Origin of the sequence: Aminobacter sp. DSM 101952 (assembly GCF_001424795.1) — a bacterium.
GTDB classification, from domain to species: domain Bacteria; phylum Pseudomonadota; class Alphaproteobacteria; order Rhizobiales; family Rhizobiaceae; genus Aminobacter; species Aminobacter aganoensis.
In genome coordinates, this window is sequence record NZ_LMCL01000001.1 from 421,058 (window position 1) to 438,819 (window position 17,762).

At 65.7% G+C, this 17,762-nt stretch carries 13 protein-coding genes; 6 read left to right on the forward strand and 7 right to left on the reverse strand.

All coding sequences use genetic code 11. The features are described 5' to 3' along the window. Positions 1-75: 75 nt before the first annotated feature. From ASC75_RS02015 to ASC75_RS02025, 3 genes are all read right to left on the reverse strand, one after another. Positions 76-1,488, reverse strand: coding sequence for an amidohydrolase family protein (locus tag ASC75_RS02015; protein WP_244487730.1), 1,413 nt, complete (start codon positions 1,486-1,488; stop codon positions 76-78). 182 nt (positions 1,489-1,670) lie between these two features. Continuing rightward, positions 1,671-3,335, reverse strand: coding sequence for an amidohydrolase family protein (locus ASC75_RS02020; protein ID WP_055969969.1), 1,665 nt, complete (start codon positions 3,333-3,335; stop codon positions 1,671-1,673). A 145-nt stretch (positions 3,336-3,480) separates the two neighbouring features. After that, positions 3,481-4,806 carry an NAD(P)H-dependent oxidoreductase gene (locus ASC75_RS02025; RefSeq protein WP_055969972.1) on the reverse strand — a complete coding sequence of 442 codons (1,326 nt, stop codon included), beginning with the start codon at positions 4,804-4,806 and terminating at the stop codon, positions 3,481-3,483. A gap of 318 nt (positions 4,807-5,124) precedes the next feature. Between ASC75_RS02025 and ASC75_RS02030 the strand changes: the two genes are divergently transcribed. The 3 genes from ASC75_RS02030 to ASC75_RS02040 all read left to right on the forward strand — a co-directional run bounded on the left by ASC75_RS02030 (position 5,125) and on the right by ASC75_RS02040 (position 7,279). Next, positions 5,125-6,207 (forward strand): hypothetical protein, encoded by a 1,083-nt coding sequence (locus ASC75_RS02030; protein ID WP_055969975.1) that lies wholly within the window; start codon positions 5,125-5,127, stop codon positions 6,205-6,207. A 10-nt stretch (positions 6,208-6,217) separates the two neighbouring features. Next, complete coding sequence (locus ASC75_RS02035; RefSeq protein WP_055969978.1) at positions 6,218-6,526, forward strand: MoaD/ThiS family protein; 309 nt, start codon at positions 6,218-6,220, stop codon at positions 6,524-6,526. Between the two features lie 99 nt (positions 6,527-6,625). Further along, a complete protein-coding gene (locus ASC75_RS02040; protein ID WP_082496349.1) occupies positions 6,626-7,279 on the forward strand; it encodes an SH3 domain-containing protein in 654 nt (217 codons plus the stop codon). Positions 7,280-7,344: 65 nt separating this feature from the next. Here ASC75_RS02040 and ASC75_RS02045 read toward each other — a convergent pair whose 3' ends face one another. Beyond that, positions 7,345-7,620 carry a hypothetical protein gene (locus tag ASC75_RS02045; RefSeq protein ID WP_156381066.1) on the reverse strand — a complete coding sequence of 92 codons (276 nt, stop codon included), beginning with the start codon at positions 7,618-7,620 and terminating at the stop codon, positions 7,345-7,347. 874 nt (positions 7,621-8,494) lie between these two features. Here ASC75_RS02045 and ASC75_RS02050 point away from each other — a divergent pair. Genes ASC75_RS02050 through ASC75_RS02060 form a run of 3 tightly spaced genes read left to right on the forward strand, consistent with a single transcriptional unit; the run spans position 8,495 to position 12,280 of the window. Then, positions 8,495-9,241, forward strand: a complete 747-nt coding sequence (locus tag ASC75_RS02050) for a glycosyltransferase family 2 protein (protein WP_200943430.1) — start codon at positions 8,495-8,497, stop codon at positions 9,239-9,241. A 10-nt stretch (positions 9,242-9,251) separates the two neighbouring features. Beyond that, positions 9,252-10,196 carry a glycosyltransferase family 2 protein gene (locus tag ASC75_RS02055; RefSeq protein ID WP_055969985.1) on the forward strand — a complete coding sequence of 315 codons (945 nt, stop codon included), beginning with the start codon at positions 9,252-9,254 and terminating at the stop codon, positions 10,194-10,196. Further along, a complete protein-coding gene (locus ASC75_RS02060) occupies positions 10,193-12,280 on the forward strand; it encodes a polysaccharide deacetylase family protein (protein ID WP_162244880.1) in 2,088 nt (695 codons plus the stop codon). The genes ASC75_RS02055 and ASC75_RS02060 overlap by 4 nt, the downstream gene beginning before the upstream one ends. A gap of 6 nt (positions 12,281-12,286) precedes the next feature. Here the strand turns inward: ASC75_RS02060 and ASC75_RS02065 are convergent, their stop codons facing one another. From ASC75_RS02065 to nirB, 3 genes are read right to left on the reverse strand one after another with little or no spacing between them, the layout of a single operon-like run. After that, positions 12,287-14,965: a nitrate reductase gene (locus ASC75_RS02065; RefSeq protein WP_055970618.1), complete on the reverse strand. Its 2,679-nt coding sequence runs from the start codon at positions 14,963-14,965 to the stop codon at positions 12,287-12,289. Beyond that, a complete protein-coding gene (gene nirD, locus ASC75_RS02070) occupies positions 14,962-15,291 on the reverse strand; it encodes a nitrite reductase small subunit NirD (protein WP_055970619.1) in 330 nt (109 codons plus the stop codon). Before nirD ends, ASC75_RS02065 begins: the two co-directional genes overlap by 4 nt. A 5-nt stretch (positions 15,292-15,296) precedes the next feature. Continuing rightward, positions 15,297-17,747: a nitrite reductase large subunit NirB gene (nirB, locus tag ASC75_RS02075; protein ID WP_055969990.1), complete on the reverse strand. Its 2,451-nt coding sequence runs from the start codon at positions 17,745-17,747 to the stop codon at positions 15,297-15,299. Positions 17,748-17,762 lie beyond the last annotated feature (15 nt).

The following is a 17,762-nucleotide window of genomic DNA, read 5'->3' on the forward strand; positions in this document are numbered from 1 at the left end:
ACCGCAACCAGGATCCTCCCGCTTGCCACTGAGGGGCCGCAGCCGTCCTGCGGCTGCGCCCTCCCCGGCAAACCCTCATTTCGGCAAGGTATCCTTGAAGATGCGGCCATCCTTCATGATGACCAGGAAACTCGTCTCGGGTTTGGCGACCAGTTGGAGATCCTCGAGCGGGTTGCCGTCGACCAGCAGCAGATCGGCCAGCGCGCCTTCCTCCACCACGCCCAGCTTTCCGGGATAAGGGTTACGCTTCCCCGAAAGTGTCAGCAGTTCGGCATTGGTCCCGGTCGCCATCACGAGGGCTTCGGCAGGCGTGTACCAGCGGATGAGCGACGCAAGGATCGCGCCCTGCTGCCGCGCCAGATCGCGGGAGAACAACACGTCCGTCCCCCATGCAGTCTTGATCTTGTATTTCTTCGCCAGTTCGTATGTCCGGCCGATGCCCGGCCACACCTCTTCCGCCTTGGCCCGCTCGACCGAGCCTTCCCGAAGCCCCAGCCTCATCATCTCCGGAAGCGGCTGCAAGCTCAGCCAGATGTCCTTTTCAGCAATCAGCTTGGCGGTTTCCTCGTCCATGAGGAAGCCGTGTTCGATGCATTTCACGCCGGCCGCGATTGCCATTTTGATCGCATCCGTCGTGAAGGCGTGCGCAATCACGTAGGTACCCCAGTTCTCGGCGATCTCGACCGCGGCCCGCATTTCGGGTTCGGTGAAGGTGGTGACATCGAGCGGGCTGAATGGGGAGGAGACCCCGCCGCCGGCTGTCAGCTTGACATGGGCGGCCCCTTGCATGAACTGCTCGCGGACACGCAGGCGCACCTCATCCGGGCTGTCCACGACTATGCTGCCTCCGTTTCTCTCCATGGGCGTGAACGGGCCGCCGATCGTCCGCGGCAGGTCGCTGAATTGCCGGAAGTCGCCATGTCCGCTGGTCACCGTGATCATGGCGCCCGATGGATAGATGCGCGGTCCCGCGACGATTCCACTGTCTATCGCGCGCTTGAGGCCGAACACCGGACCGCCCACGTCGCGCACCGTCGTGAAGCCACGCATCAAAGTATGCGTTGCCTCGTCGCCTGCTGCGAGATTGGCGAAGCCGATGTCACCCATTGCCTCTGCCGGGGTCGACGCGATCAGCATCGCGTGCCAGTGCGCGTCGATCAGGCCCGGCATCAGCACGCGGCCACCGCCCGCAATGACCTTGGCACCGGCCGCCTCGATAGGAGCGGTCGAGATGCGCTCGATGAGGTTGCCGTTGACCAGCACGTTCGACGCCGGCGACAGCGCGCTTGCCTTGCCGTCGAATATCCTGACGTTTTCGAACAGGACGCTCCCTGTCGGCGCGACGGGAGGCTCGGTCTCCACGCCCGACACTTCGATGGCGTAGTCATGCGCCAGGCCGACGCCGCTGTGGCCGACAAGGAGAGCGGGAACAAGGAAAAGCAAGCTCAGCAGGTAGGTTCGTAAACCGGTCATCTCGTGAACCCTCAACATCGGTTGTGGATGGGATGAAGGAAGCGACCTCGATATTTGAACTCTTGCCGACACGACTTTGGCATTTTGGCGCTGAACTATCCACCCACGGCGGCGGCTGGCAGCAACGATGGCCGGCCTTGGCTCAGCCGCCGCGCGAGGGCAGCAGGTCAATGCCGGCCGCTCCGTCCCGCACCCGGCTACTGGTCGAATGCCGACAGCCAGCCCGCATCGATCTGGTGGTTCTGGCAGTAATCATGCAGGCGGGCGCGCGTCCTGTCGGTCTTGCCGAGCCCGAGATAACGCGCCGCGTTGCGCCAGTAGATGTTCTGCTGCTGCTCGGGCGTGTAGCCGGTAGCCGTCAGCTGCGCGCCGAGCCGCGCCATGTAGTTGTTGTTGTCCAGTTCCTTGGCGATCATCGTCCAGTCGGTGCCATAGAGCAGATGCCGGACATCGGGGTCGTAGCGGGACTGGAACTGCTGGAGATAGCCCCTGATCTCGGAGCGCGCCCGGTCATCGAACTCCGGACTGGTCAGCTCGTAGAGATAGCCAAGATCGGCAAAAAGGGTGTCCCTGCCGTCGACCCTTATCGTCTCGCCGATGATGAATTCCCAAGCCTTCCCGCTGTAGTCGTTCTCGCGGCATTCCTTCGCGGGCGGTTGCGGGCGCAGTTCGTCGAAGCCACCGAAATGCGCGAGATTGACGCGCAAATTCGGGAAACCGTCCAATGCCTTCCTCCACCAGGCGGGGCTTGCGCGGTGACCGTAGCCGCAGAGCGAGCCGAGGCTGTTTTCGGCATGGGCCATGATCGGCACGTCGTTGTCCTCGCACCACGCATACAGGCTTCGAAGCGCGGCTTCGATGCCTTTCGGAGCGCCCTTGGGAAACTTGATCTTGTCGTTGCCGAACGCCTGGAAACCCATGGGCGGGTAGAGCTTGACCCCGACAAAGCCGCAATCGAGGACCGCCTGCTTGACCAGCTTCAGCGAGCCGCCACCCGCAGCCGCTCGCCACGGATCGAAGCCGACGAAACTATGCATGTGCAGGTCTGTCGTGCGCGCGATCTGAAGCTGAAGCAGGTGCATCACCTCGATCTGCTGGGGCAAGCGTGATCGCGCGCGGCTGCTTCCGAGCCAGTTCTCCATGTCGAGGAAGCTCGGCGTCACCAGGGATACACAGCCCTTGGGCGCGAAGACGCGCAGATATTCGCGCGAGATGGCTTCGCGGTCGTCGAGCAGCAACAGCGCGAAAGAGATGTAGCGCTGCATTTCGCTCGACTGACGCTGAAGGTCGGTGGCCAGCCCGAGCGCATCTGCGCGCGACAGGCTGCGCGAACGGCTGAACGCCTGCGGCGTGCCGGCATCCCGGGCCAACTGCTCCATCAGTGCCGGATAGTCGGGTTCAACGTCGAAACCCCTGGCATTCCTGCCGAAGGTTTCGATCCCTCTGGCCCGCCGATCCATTTCCTGGATCGCATCAGCCAGTATCGCGGTCTTGCGTTGTGCCGCGGTCGAAGCGGATTCGAGCGGTTGTCCCGACCGCAGCCGGCGGGCTTCGGTGGCAGCGTCCTTGGCGCCACGGCTGAGGATATCGACCAGAAACGCGATCAGGCCGTTGAACAGGCCTTTCGTCTGGACGTCGGTTGCCCTGGGAAAGAACTCTTCGCGCAATTCGCCGAGCGCGACATATTCGACGAAGCCTCGCACCGGCACGTCGGAAGCGTTGAAGAAGTGGCAGTGGACGTCGATGACCGGATCGGTTTCCAACGCGCAGCGGCCCGGTTCGGGGCGCCAGCGCGCGCAGCCCGGCGTCGCCGATACCGCCGCAGCCACGCCGAGCAGCCACAGCAGATCCCGGCGTTTCACGACCCTCGACGCGCCAGACCGTCCCTCCATGCCGAACCCGTCCCCACAAGTTCACCAAGAAGACATCCTGCGGCGAGAACGGCAAAGAGTCGATACGTCGTGGAACGGCGGCTAAGTAAGGCAGACGCCGGCAAGGAGGCTACGTCTAGCCCTCGGCCCCATACACCAGCCTGTCCTGCCTGGCCCTGAGTTCGGCGATCTTCGAGCCAGGCGCCACGGCGGCGTTGGCGGTGGTGATGAGATCGCCCCTCCTGATCGGCGCCGTCACCGTGCCGCCCTGCAGCAGGCCGCAGGGAATGGCTTTTGCCGTGCGGGCTTCCGGCGCGGTCATGATCCACGAGCGGTAGCAATATTCGCCGATGGCATCGAGCTTTTCGCCCGGCTGCATGTCCTTCTTGGCGACGGCGCAGACGTCGGCCACGGGTTTCGCCAGCGGCACCATGTCGGCCTTGCCGTGCAGCACGACACGGGCACAGGTCAGCGGCACTTCGAGCGAGGTCAGGTGATAGGGCCGGTGGAAGGTGAAATACGGTCCCTCGCCGACCTTGAGGTCTTCCATGCGCTCGCGGATGCGCGGATGCGACATCTCGGCGATGACGAAGACGCCGGGGGCGACGCCCTTGCCGATCGAATAGTCGACGACGCCGACCCTGGACAGCACGCCGCCGTCCTTCTGCGGCACCAGCACCTTGTTGAGTTCGGGCAGCGTGGCGGAGGGGCCATGCATGCCCGCCTTGTCGGGCACGAGCCCGGTGGCGTTGGCGATCGCCGCCATCTCGACCATCGTCTTCGAGCCGTCGACGAACTCGACCAGCATGCGCACGTTCATGTTGCGGCGCCTGGCTTCCTCGGCATAGTCGTCGGGGATGGCGTCGATGTTGAGTGGGTTGTTCTTGCCCTTGCCGGCGGCGACGATGGTGTGGCCCATCGCCGAAACGAATTCGATCAGTTCCATGCACGACGACGGCTCGTCGCCGGCGCCGAGCGAATAGGTCACGCCAAGCCGGTCGGCCTCGCTCTTGAGATAGGCGCCGATGGTGACGTCCGCCTCGACATTCATCATGACGAGATGCTTGCCGTGCTCCATCGCGCGCAGGCCGATCTCGGCGCCGACGGCAGGAACGCCGGTGGCGTCGATGACGACGTCGATCAGGCCGCTGTTGAGGATCAGGTCGGCGTCGTTGGTGATGGCGATCTTGCCGCTTTCCATGGCGTCGGCGAGAGCCGAGGCGGTCGTCGCCTCGCGCGCATGGCCGCCTTCCCGGTAGGCGATCTCGGCCGCCTTGAGCGCGCGCTCGGGGTGGAACTCCGAAATGGCGCCCACCGCGATGCCCGGCATGTGCGCCACCTGCGACACGATATCGGTGCCCATCTCACCACAGCCGATGAGGCCGATGCGGATCGGCTTGCCTGATTTCTGGCGCTCGACGAGATCGCGCGTCAAGCCCACCGGAGCGACGTTGATGGTCATCTGAGTGATCTCCCGAAGAAGCGAAGCATATGTATCTAACGACCGACCGGTATTGAATTATGGCCGGGTGTCAACCTGAATGTCCTTGCAGGCATGCACCGGCAGGCCGCCATTTGTCAGTAGACCGGCAACGGCAAGCTGTTCGGCCTGCGGCAATGCCGTTAAGCTCGCTGCATCCACCTGACGGACGGCAGCACCGGAGAGCAGCCGGGGCGCCAGCGAGCAAGCCGCGGGCGGATGGGAACGCCATATATTCGAATGCGATAGCCGCCGGTCCGGATTCAGTTTCTGAGGATGGCGCATCCGTGGGAGAGAACGATGGCCGAGAAAGTCCTTGTCCTGCTGGGCACCAAGAAAGGCGCCTTCATCGCCGAGAGCAATGCGGAAAGGCGTTCGTGGAAGCTGCGAGGTCCGTTCTGCGAGACCTGGCCGATGAACCATGTCGTCGCCGATCCGGCGACCCGCACCATCTGGGGTGCTGGCGGCAACGAATGGTTCGGCCCGGCGGTGTGGAAATCGACCGACCTCGGCGAGACCTGGACGCATTCGAGCGAAGGGCTCGCTTATGCCGAAGGCGAGGAGCCGATCAAGGCGGTGTGGAGCCTCGCCAAGGGCAATGGCAGCCTCTATGCCGGCGTCCAGCCGGCGGGGCTGTTCCGCAGCGACGACGATGGCCGGAGCTGGAGCCACGTCGAGGGCCTGCAGAAGCATCCGTCCCGGCCGCACTGGAACCCCGGCGGTGCCGGCCTGATCCTGCATTCGCTGGTCATCGACCCCGCCGACCACGACCGCATCTGGATCGGCATATCGGCGGCCGGCGTCTTCTACACCGGCGACGGCGGCAAGACCTGGGAGCCGCGCAACCTCGGCACCCGCGCCGACTTCATGCCCGAGGGCGAGAACTATCCCGAATTCGGCCAGTGCGTGCACAATCTGGTCATGGCGCCGGGCATGCCGAACCGGCTCTACCAGCAGAACCATTGCGGCATGTATCGCTCCGACGATGGCGGCAAGCGCTGGGTCAGCATCGAAAAGGGCCTGCCCTCGACCTTCGGCTTCCCGGCCGCCGCCCATCCGCGCGACCCTGAAACGCTGTACCTCGTGCCGCTCAACGGCGACAGCGCCGGCCGCTACGTGCCCGACGCCAAGGCGGCGGTCTGGCGCACCCGAAGCGCCGGCAGCGAATGGCAGGCGATGCGCAACGGCCTGCCGCAGGAAAATGCCTATATCGGCGTGCTGCGCCAGGCGATGGCGACCGACAGGCTCGACCCGGCAGGTGTCTATTTCGGCACCAGTTCGGGTGCGCTGTTCGCCAGCGCCGACGAGGGCGAGAGCTGGATCGACGTCACCCAGCACCTGCCGTCGATCCTGTCGGTGGAAACCCTCGTCGTCGACGGCTGAGGCACGGCTCGTGGACAACACCCCTGCCCCCGAAGCCAGACCGGCCGCCGTTGCCGCCGTCGTGGTGCGCCTGCCCGGCGTTCTGGTCGACCTGTTTCCCGGCGCGCCGCGCCGGGTCGAGGTGCCCGCCGCGACCGTCCGCGACATGGTCGACCAGCTCGACAAAAGCTGGCCCGGCATGCGCGACCGCCTCTGCGACAGCCGCCCCGCCATCCGCAAGCACATCAACGTCTTCGTCGAGGGCGAACGCGCCACGCTGAAGACAAAGCTCAAGCCAGGCGTCGAAGTGTTCGTGCTCACCGCGATCAGCGGCGGCTAAACTGGACTCCTGCCGCGACGACAAGCTTCAGCCGCAGGCTTCCCTCCCGCAACCATTGCGCTAGGATCGCGACAGATTCTCTTCCAGGGAGCGGCAATCATGCGACGCAGCAGTCTATTTCTGGCACTCATGCTGGCATTTGCGCCGGCCCTGCCGCAGGTCGCGGCGGCGCAGGAACGCGTGGAAACCCTGCGCATGCGCCCGGGCGCGACGCAGACGACGGTGCGAGGCATCGTCATCGGCCGCATCAGCGCATCCTACCGGCTCGAGGCGCGTGCCGGCCAGCGCATGAGCCTCGACCTCAATTCGCGCAACACCTTCCTCTATTTCAATGTACTCGATCCGCGCGGCCGCGCCATCGCCCGCGAGCAGACCCAATGGGACGGCCGCCTGCCGGCCTCCGGCCTCTACACCATCCAGATCTACCTCGTGCGCGCCGAAGCCCGGCGCAACCGGCCGGCGCCCTTCTCGCTCAACGTCTCGATCTTCGGCCGCGGCGGCGTGGAGCCCGGCCCTGCTCCAGGCCCCGACCCGATGCCGGGACCGCGCTCCTGGCGCGTCGTCGGCGTGACGCCCAACGACGTGCTCAACATGCGTTCGACGCCGTCGCCGCGCGGCTCCGTCCTCGCCGAGATCCCGTTCGACGCAGGTGGCCTGCGCAATCTCGGCTGCCAGGATGGACAGAGCTGGTGCAAGGTACGCTACCGCGGCCAGGAAGGCTGGGTCAACGGTCGCTTCCTGCGCCCGGAATGACCGGCGCCGTCACCGGCGAGCACAGCCAAGGGCCAGGCGCCTGAACACGGCCGATCGTTGGGACATCAACGGTCGGTCGGGGACTTGTCCGTGTCGCCGGCATCGTCCGCTTCGCCGGCGCTGATCGATCCGATGACGATGGTCTCGCCGATCGGCTCGCGCCGCTGCCGTGTCTCGGCAACCACCCGGTCCATCTCCGCCTTGATTTCGGCCAGCAGCGCCAGCGCCTCGGCTTCGTTGCGCTTGAGCTCGGCGCTCGCCTCACCCGAACCGGCTTCGCCGGCGGCGCGCGCATTGCGCGCGGACAGATAGTCCTTGTAGGCGGTGTCCCACTTTTTCATCAGGACGACCCAGGCATCGACGGCGTCGTGTTTTCCGGGTTTTTCAGGCTGGTGCGAACTAGGCAAATTGGACCCTCGAACAATCCGCATGGCGCGGAATGGAAAAGCGACACTGCAACTGCGTGCCGTTACTCGGACTGACCCCGCCGCATTGGTCAGGCTGCAATCTAACATGGAGAGGATCGAGCGTCATTCGCTAGCGCACGCTATATGCGCCAGAGCTAACAATCAGTTGTGGAAAGCAGCCGGCGCCCCTCCAGCGCTCGTGCCGGACGCCCGGCAGATGCCATGACCCGCCGCTTTGGCCGCCGATCACAATATTGCGACCGACCGCGTGAACGTTCCCGAATATGCAACCAGCGCGCGCTTTTCGCCGCTCAATCAAGCTGCCGGAACGCGCAATGCGAGGTAACCACCGAAGAAACGATATTAAAGCGATGCATAATATACGAATGTCAAATTGATACACCACCCCCAATAAGCGTAGATTCACAATTTCGACACTCTCCAAAAAATCTAAACAAAAGATAATCTAGGCAAAGACAACAATCTAACACTTTCATACAAGTACGGTATTTCGTTATGTATACTGATTTTCATCATATAGATACGAATATTAACCATGGTTTACAAAAGGTAAACAAATTGGTACAGTTCAGTTGGCGAGTGGGGCTTACAAACACTTGCGTCCAGATTTTCCACGGGAACAACCTGGTTGCGAAATTGTCATTGTCACCAGGGTGCTATTCTGCGTCCGGTCTGTTTGGTTCGCGTAGTCGTCAGGTAATGCCGCCACCTTTGGGTTGGAGTAAGCGTTATGACGGCGGTAGCATTCCCGCATCGACCTGCTATGGAAATCTTCAAGGCGGCAGGAATGCCCCTCGGCGGCTCTCCGCGGATCAGCGTCGTGGTTCCGGCCATGAACGAAGCCAAGAACTTGCCGCACGTTCTTCCTCACATTCCAGCCTGGGTCGATGAAGTCATCCTTGTGGATGGAAATTCCACTGACGACACCATTGCCGTTGCACGCGAACTGCTGCCCGACATCATTGTCCTGCAGCAGGAGAAGCGCGGCAAGGGCGCTGCGCTCTACACCGGCTTCAGCGCCGCCAAGGGCGACATCATCATCACGCTGGACGCCGACGGCTCGGCCGACCCGGGCGAAATCCCCGCTTTCGTCGGCGCGCTCCTCGCCGGCGCCGACTTCGTCAAGGGCTCCCGCTTCATGCAGGGCGGCGACACCACCGACATGGAGTGGTACCGCAAGCTTGGCAACTGGGGCCTGCTCCGCCTCGTGCGCCTGCGCTTCGGCGGCAAGTTCACCGATCTCTGCTACGGCTACAACGCCTTCTGGCGCGACGTGCTGCCTTGCCTCAACCTCGAGCAGGCAACGGGTTTCGAGATCGAGACCCAGATGAACGTGCAGGCGCTGCGCGCCGACCTCAACGTTTTCGAGGTTGCCAGCAAGGAGTTCCCGCGCATCCACGGTACCAGCAACCTGCGCACCTTCCCCGATGGCTGGCGCGTGCTCAAGACGATTGTCAGGCTGGGCATTTCACCATTGCCCAAGGTGCCGGCGCGCCGCCGCACGACAGCCGGACTGCAACAACCCAGCATCTAGGCGGGCGGTCATGGCGGCGTCGGGGGATACGGTATCAGTCATCATATGTGCCTATTCCGACGATCGCCGGGAGCAGCTTCACCGCGCCATCGCCTCCGTGCTTGCCCAACGCAGCAAGCCGAAGGAGATCATCGTGGTCATCGACCACAACACGCCGCTGTGGCTCCATGTCTTTGCTGCCTATCCGGCCCTGGCCGTGATCGTCAATGAAGGCGCGCGAGGCCTTTCAGGCGCCCGCAACACCGGAATCCGGCGTGCCGGCGGCGACATCCTGGCCTTCCTCGACGACGACGCCATCGCCGATCCCTACTGGCTGGCGCGCATGCTGCCGCACTACGGCAACCCCTCGGTCATCGGTGTCGGCGGCCGCGTGCTGCCGTTGTGGCAGGTTGACCGGCCGCGCTGGTTTCCCGAAGAATTCCAGTGGGTTGTCGGCTGCAGTTATCGCGGCCAGCCGGACCGGATCGAACCTGTGCGCAATCCCATCGGCTGCAACATGTCGTTCCGCCGGACCGTCTTCGAGCTGACCGGCGGGTTTCGCGAAGGCATCGGCCGCACCGCCGCCGATGCCGCCGGCTGCGAAGAGACCGAGCTCTGCATCCGCGCCACCCAGGCCATGCCCGGAGCCCTCATCCTCTACGACCCGCAGATGAGCGTGCATCACCAGGTCACCGCCGAGCGCGCGCGCTGGCGCTATTTCCGCAAGCGTTGCCTCGCTGAAGGCCGCTCCAAGACCCAGGTCGTCAAGGCGGTGGGGGCCCTGGACGGGCTCGCCAGCGAACAGCGCTACGTCATGCGCGTGCTGCCCGCCGGGGTCCTGCGCGCCCTCGGCGACAGCGTGCTCAAGCTCGACCCATGGGCGCTGGCGCGAGCCGGCGGCATCGTCTTCGGACTGGGCTACACGGCCTGGGGTTATTTCGGCGCGCGGCTGAACCGGGCATGGAGGCAGGCATGAGCGAAGCGCAGTTCCGCCCGATCAAGGTCCTCGATGTCGATGTCTGCCGGCCGATGAACGACGTGCAGATGCGCGACCCCGTCAGCGGCGAGCGTTATGGCGGCGTGTTCTGCCTTGTCAGGCGGCTGGGCCGCCCGGTCTCGATCATGGAGTTTGCCTTCGACGGCGACGTGCTGACCACGTTCGACCTGCGCGCCAGGATCGCCGGGGACAAGGCGGTCCAGGACGGCGCCTTGCAGCACGACGCGCCGCTGCCGAAGAAGGAAGGCCCGTTCGCCAGCGTCGTCATCGCCACCCGCAACCGTGCCGAAAGCCTGGCCCGGTGCCTCGATTCGCTGCTTCTCCAGACCTATGAGCCCTTCGATATCGTCGTCGTCGACAACGCGCCTTCGGATCGCCAGACCGCCGATCTGATCGCCGCGCGCTATGCCCGGGGCAAGGCCGTGCGTTATGTCAGGGAGGATGTCCCCGGTCTCGGCCGCGCCCACAATGCCGGCCTCGCCAACATCTCTTCCGAGCTTGCGCTGTTCACCGACGACGACGTCATCGTCGATCCCAACTGGGTGGCCGCGATGGCGGCGAACTTCGACCGGGCCGGCCGGGTCGGCTGCGTCACCGGCCTGATCCTGCCCGCCGAGCTCGACACCCGTGCGCAGTTTTGGACCGAGCGCCACGGCGGCTTCGGCAAGGGATTTGCGCGCAAGGTCTTTGACCTTGCCGGCAACCGGCCGTCCGGGTCGCTGTTTCCCTTTACCGCCGGCCAGTTCGGATCGGGCGCCAACATGGCGTTCCGGACCGACGCGCTGCGCCAGATCGGCGGCTTCGATTCCGCCCTTGGCGCCGGCACCGTTGCGCGCGGCGGCGACGACCTCGCCTCTTTCTACGCCGTCGTCCAGGCCGGCTTCCAGCTGGTCTACGAACCGCGCGCGCTCGTCTGGCATCACCATCGCCGCGGCGAGGACGGCATGCGCCGCCAGGCCTACGGCTACGGCATGGGCCTGGGCGCCTATCTGACCAAGGTCGTGGTCGACGATCCGCCTGCGGCCCTGCAGCTGGCACGCGCCATGCCGGCGGGCATCGCCCACATGGCCGGCCCGACCTCGCCCAAGAACCAGCGCCTTCCCGGCGACTATCCCGGCACCCTGATCTGGCGCGAGCGGCTGGGCATCGCGGCCGGCGTTCCCAACTACCTGCGCAGCCGCTATGCCGCCTCCCGACGCCCGGCACCCGGTGTCGCGCGGACGGAAAACGGACAGGACACCTATGCCAAAGGAGGGTCGACCGCCATGCGTCCAACCGTGCCCATCCTGCTCTATCACAGCATCGACACCGACTGCGCCCCGGCCTACCGGCGCTGGATGATGACGCCGGACGAACTCGACCAGCACATGAAGGTTCTGGTCGAAGGCGGCTACCGCCCGGTGACGATGTCGGCGCTGGCGACCATCTTCCGCGAGCACCGACCCGTGCCGCCGCGCACGGTAGTCATCACCTTCGATGACGGATTGTGCGATTTTCTCACCGGTGCCATGCCGGTGCTGGAGCGCTACGGCTTCGCCGCCACGCTCTATGTCGTCTCCGGCTTCGTCGGAAAGACCAGCGAATGGCTCACCGCCTGCGGCGAAGGCGAACGCCGCATGCTCGACTGGAACGAGCTTCGCGGTCTTGCCTGCGAAGGCATCGAGATCGGCGCGCACACCGTCAGCCACCCGCAGCTCGACATCCTGTCGCCGACAGAGGCCGCGCGCGAAATCCTCGACAGCAAGCTTGCCCTGGAACACGGGCTGAAGCGGCCGGTGCACAGCTTCGCCTATCCGCACGGCTATTCCAGCCGCACCACCCGCGCGCTCGTCCGCGGGGCCGGTTTCCAGTCGGCCTGCCGCGTGCGCCATGCCTTGACAACGACGACCGAGGATCCGTTCACGCTGTCGCGCATCGTCATGACCAGCGAGGTCGGGCCGGCCGAATTGCGCCGCCTGCTGACCCAGCCGGTCCTGCCGGTCGCCCCGCCCGCCGACAGGCTGGCGGCCACCGGCTGGCGCATGTTCCGCCGGTTCCAGCACATCGCCCATGCCGGCAGCTGAGGAACGTCACTCCGCTGCCTGAAGCTGCCCGGCATCGAGCATCGCCCTGATCTCCGACCGGCAGGAACCGCAATTGGTGCCGGCTTTCAGGACCTTGCCGATCTCGTCGAGGCTGTCGCTGCCGCCCGAGATTGCCGCCGCGAGCTGGTTCACCCCGACATTGAAACACGAGCAGACGATGCGGCCGACCGCCGGCACCGGCACCGGCGCACGCCCCGACAAAAGCGCGCGCCGGTCGAGCGGCGACAGCGGCTCGCCCGAAGCAAGCAGCGACAGCAGCCAGTCGCGTTCGGGCAGATGCCCCTGCGGCGCCACCAGCAATGCTTCGGCAAGCCTGCCTTCGCCGTCGGTCGCCGCGGCGCGGAAGGTCGAGGTTCGCCGGTCGGTGTATTCGAGCAACTGGTCGGCCGGCACCACGTCGACCAGCCGCCGGGCGAGCAGGATGCCTTGCTCCGGCGGCTCGGTGCCGGACAATTCGTAGACCCATCCACCCGCCACCGCCGCCCGGCTCCAGTGGACCAACCCTGTCGGCCTGATGTCGCGTCGGGTCATCAGCACGCCGGCCCAGGCGACCGGCTCGCGCATGATGCGCACCGGAACGTGCTTGAGTTCCGGCTGGCCGGAGAACGGGTCCGTGACCGGCGCCGACAGCGATCCGGCCGCGGCGTTGGCGGCAAAGCGCCCGCTCCAGTGCATCGGCAAAAACGCCTCGCCCATGCGCTGGCCGATGCCAATCCGCGCCTTGGCCCGGACGCAGCCATAGCGGCTATCGATGCGGACGAGGTCGCCGTCGGCGATCCCCTGCGCGGCCGCGTCGGAAGCGTTGAGTTCTACAGCCGGCTCCGGCGCATTGGCCATCAGGCGCGGCACCCTGCCGGTGCGGGTCATGGTGTGCCACTGGTCGCGCAACCGGCCGGTGTTGAGAACGAGCGGAAACGCCGCGTCGACCGGCAGTGCCGCGCCTTCCTGGCGGACGGCCACGAAACGGGCGCGGCCGTCGGCAGTGGGAAACAGGCCATCGCCGAGCAACCGTTGCGCCCCAGCCGACGCGCCTATGGGAAACGGCCAATGCAATGGCACAAGCGCGTCGTATTCGGCGTCGGTGAGACCGGCCAGGCCGCCAATGTCGAACAGGCGGGCGCCGTCATTCTCGAAGGCGGAAAGTGCGGCATGCTCGCGAAAAATCGCTGCCGGACCCGGATGGTCGAAGGCTTCGGCAAAACCCATGCGCCGGGCGACCTCCGAGACGATCCACCAGTCCGGCCTGACGTCGCCCGGCATCGGCAGGAACGATTTCTGGCGCGATATCAGGCGCTCGGAATTGGTCACCGTGCCGTCCTTCTCGCCCCAGGCGGCAGCAGGCAGGAGCACGTCGGCGAAGTGGCTGGTGTCGGTGCGGGTGACATCCGAGACGACGACGAATTGGCACGTCTTCAGCGCCGCACGCACCTTGCCGGCATCCGGCATGCTGACGGCGGGGTTGGTGCCCATCACCCACAGCGCCTTGATGCGCCCGTCGCCAACCGCCTCGAACATGTCCACCGCCTTGAGCCCCGGCCTGCGGGCAATGTCGGGCGCGTTCCAGAAGCGGCCGACGCGTTCCGGCGCCGACGGATCGTCGAATCCCATATGCGCGGCAAGCTGGTTGGCGAGGCCGCCGACCTCGCGGCCGCCCATGGCGTTGGGCTGGCCGGTGACCGAAAACGGCCCCATGCCCGGCCTGCCGATGCGCCCCGTCGCCAGGTGGCAGTTGAGGATCGCATTGACCTTGTCGGTGCCGTGCGCCGACTGGTTGACGCCCTGGCTGTAGACGGTGACGGTCCGCTCCGTCGAAGCGAACCAGCCGTAGAAAGTCGCCACATCGGCGGGATCGAGATCGCAGCCGTCGGCGACACGCCTCACCGATGGCGCGTCGGCGACGGCAAGGCCGAGCGTCGCGTCGAAGCCCGACGTGTGGGCGGCGACATAGGCCTGGTCGACGGCGCCGCAGCCCGCGAGATGCGCCAGCAGGCCATTGAACAACAGCACGTCGGTGCCCGGCTTCAGCTGCAGGTGCAGGTCGCACTCCGCAGCGGTTGCCGTGCGGCGCGGATCGATGACGACGATCCTGGTGCCGCGCTCGGCCCACGCGGCAAGCAGGCGTTGGTAGAGGATCGGATGACACCAGGCGGTGTTGGACCCGACGAGCACGACGAGATCGGCCTCCTCGAAATCCGCGTAGACGCCGGGCACGATATCTTCGCCGAAGGCGCGTTTGTGGCCGGCGACGCTGGATGCCATGCACAGCCGCGAATTGGTGTCGATGTTGGCCGAGCCGATGAAACCCTTCATCAGCTTGTTGGCGACGTAATAGTCCTCGGTGAGCAATTGCCCCGAGACGTAGAAGGCGACCGAATCCGGCCCGTGCTGCGCAATGGTTTCGGAAAACCGCCTGGCCACCAAATCGAGCGCATCGTCCCAGGCGGCGCGGCGGCCGGCGATCTCGGGATGAAGCACCCGCCCGTCGAGACCGAGCGTTTCGCCGAGCGCCGAGCCCTTGGAACAGAGCTTGCCCGCATTGGCGGGATGGCCGGGGTCGCCACGCACGGACACCGTGCCGTCCGCGGCGACCCGTGCCTGCACGCCGCAACCCACCCCGCAATAGGGACAGGCGGTCCGCACCTCGCGTGCATCCGTCACGGTCAGGCTGCCTTCGAAGCGAGGAGATCGAGGGCGATGAACAGCCGCCCGTCCTCGACCTTGAGCGGGATGGTCCTGACCGAACCTTCGTCGGCGCCGAGCGCCTTGCCGGTTTCCAGCGAAAACACCCAGTTGTGCAGCGGGCAGGTTACCGCAGCGCCATGCACGATGCCCTGGCTCAGCGGCCCGCCTCTGTGCGGGCAATGGTCCTCGATGGCGAAGACCTGATCCTCTGCGGTGCGAAACACGCCGATCTTGCCCTGGGGCGTGTCCACGCAGCGCGCCCCACGCAACGGTATGTCGGCGATCGTGCCGATCGCGATCCAGTCCATCTCGCTCATTCCGCTGCCTCCGCAAAACCGACCGACGCCATCGGGCGGAACTCGTGCTTGTCCTTGCCGGAGACGCGCTCCGACCATGGGTCGACCTGGGCGAATTTCTGGCTGAAGACGAAGCGCTCGTAATAGGCCTGGCGCTTGCCGGCATCGTCGAGGATCTGGCGCCTGATCTCGGCCACGCCGACACGCTTGGCCCATTTGTAGATGCGTTCGAGATATCGGCCCTGCTCGCGATACATCTGCGTCAGTGCGACGATGACTTCGAGCGCCTCGTCCTCGTCCCTGACCAGGCCGAGCACCTCGGTGCCCTTGATGTCGAGGCCGGCGGCACCGGCGAAGTGGATCTCGAAGCCGGAGTCCACGCAGATCACGCCGACATCCTTGCAGGTCGCCTCGGCACAGTTGCGCGGGCAACCGGACACCGCCATCTTGAGCTTGGCCGGGGTCCACGAGCCCCACATGAACTTTTCGATGCGGATGCCGAGCCCGGTCGAATCCTGGGTGCCGAAACGGCACCAGTCGGAGCCGACGCAGGTCTTCACCGTGCGAAGCCCCTTGGCATATGCGTGCCCCGAGACGAAGCCGGCCTTGCCGAGATCGGACCACACCGCCGGCAGGTCTTCCTTGCGGATGCCCAGCATGTCGATGCGCTGGCCGCCGGTCACCTTGACCAGCGGTATCTCGAACTTGTCGACGACATCGGCGATGGCGCGCAACTCGCTGGCATTCGTCACCCCGCCCCACATCCGCGGCACCACCGAATAGGTGCCGTCCTTCTGGATGTTGGCGTGCACGCGCTCGTTGATGAAGCGCGACTGGTAGTCGTCGGCATATTCATCCGGCCAGTCGCAGACGAGGTAATAGTTGAGCGCTGGCCGGCACTTGGCACAGCCGCAGGAAGTCTTCCACTGCAGCTCCTGCATCATCTCGGGGATCGTCTTCAGCCCCTTGGCCTTGATCAGCCGGCGCACGTCGTCATGGCCGAGATCGGTGCATGTGCACATCGGCTGCACGGCGGCGGGGTTGTAGCTGTCGCCGAGGGTAAGCGACATCAGCTGCTCGACCAGTCCAGTGCAGGAACCGCACGAGGCCGACGCCTTGGTATGCGCCCGCACGTCGTCGAGCGACGTCAGCCCCTTTTCGGTGATGGTGCCGGTGATCTTGCCCTTGCAGACGCCGTTGCAGCCGCAGATTTCCGCATCATCCGCCAGTGCCGCAACGGCCGCCATAGGGTCCAGCGGCGATCCTCCCTGATAGGCCTGGCCGAAGATCAGCGTCTCGCGCATCTCGGAGATGTCAGTCCGCTTCTTCTTGAGATCGTTGAACCAGGCGCCGTCGCCGGTATCGCCATAGAGCACGGTGCCGATGACACGGTTGTCCCTCAGCACCAGCCGCTTGTAGACGCCGGCAGCGGCGTCGCGAAGCACGATCTCCTCGCGGTCGTCGCCATCGGCGAAATCGCCGAGCGAATAGAGGTCGATGCCGGTGACCTTGAGCTTGGTCGGCGTGTCGGAGTGGACGAAGGCGGCCGCCTCGTCGCCGGCGAGATGGGCGGCAGCGACCCGCGCCATCTCGTAGAGCGGCGCGACGAGCCCGTAGACCTGGCCGCCAACCTCGGCGCACTCGCCGAGCGCCAGGATGTCGGGATCGGAGGTGCGCATGCCCTGGTCGACGACGATGCCGCGATTGGTCTCGATGCCGGCATCCCTGGCGATCGCCGCATTGGGCCGGATGCCGACCGCCATGACGACGAGCGTAGCCGGCACGATGGTGCCGCAGGCCAGTTCCACGCCCTCGACCCTGCCCTTGCCGACGATGGCCTTGGTGTTGGCCTTGGTCATGACCTTGATGCCGCGCGCCTCGACTGCCTTCTGCAGCAGGTAGCCGGCGGCCGGGTCGAGCTGGCGCTCCATCAGCGTCGGCATGACGTGCAGCACGGTCACGTCCATGCCGCGCGCCTGCAGGCCGGCTGCGGCCTCGAGGCCGAGCAGGCCACCGCCGATGACGATCGCCTTGGCCCGCGATTGGGCGGCAAGCAGCATGGCGTTGACGTCGTCGAGGTCGCGGTAGCTCAGCACCCCGGCCATGTCGTTGCCGGGCACAGGGATGACGAACGGCACCGAGCCGGTGGCGATGACCAGCCTGTCATAGGGCTCGGTCACGCCATGATCTGACGTGACGGTCTTGGCCGCGCGGTCGATGGCAACGATCCTGTGGCCCTTGTAGAGCGTGATGCCGTGCTTGATGTACCAGCCGTCGCCGTGGATGATGATCTCTTCATAGCCCTTCTCACCCGACAGGACCGGCGACAGCATGATGCGGTTGTAGTTCACGCGCGGCTCGGCGTTGAAGATGGTGACCTGGTAGCGGCCGGGCGCCGCTTCCAACAGATGCTCCAGCATGCGCCCGGGGGCCATGCCGTTGCCGATGATGACAAGTCTCTCGGTCATAACGGTGTTCCTTGA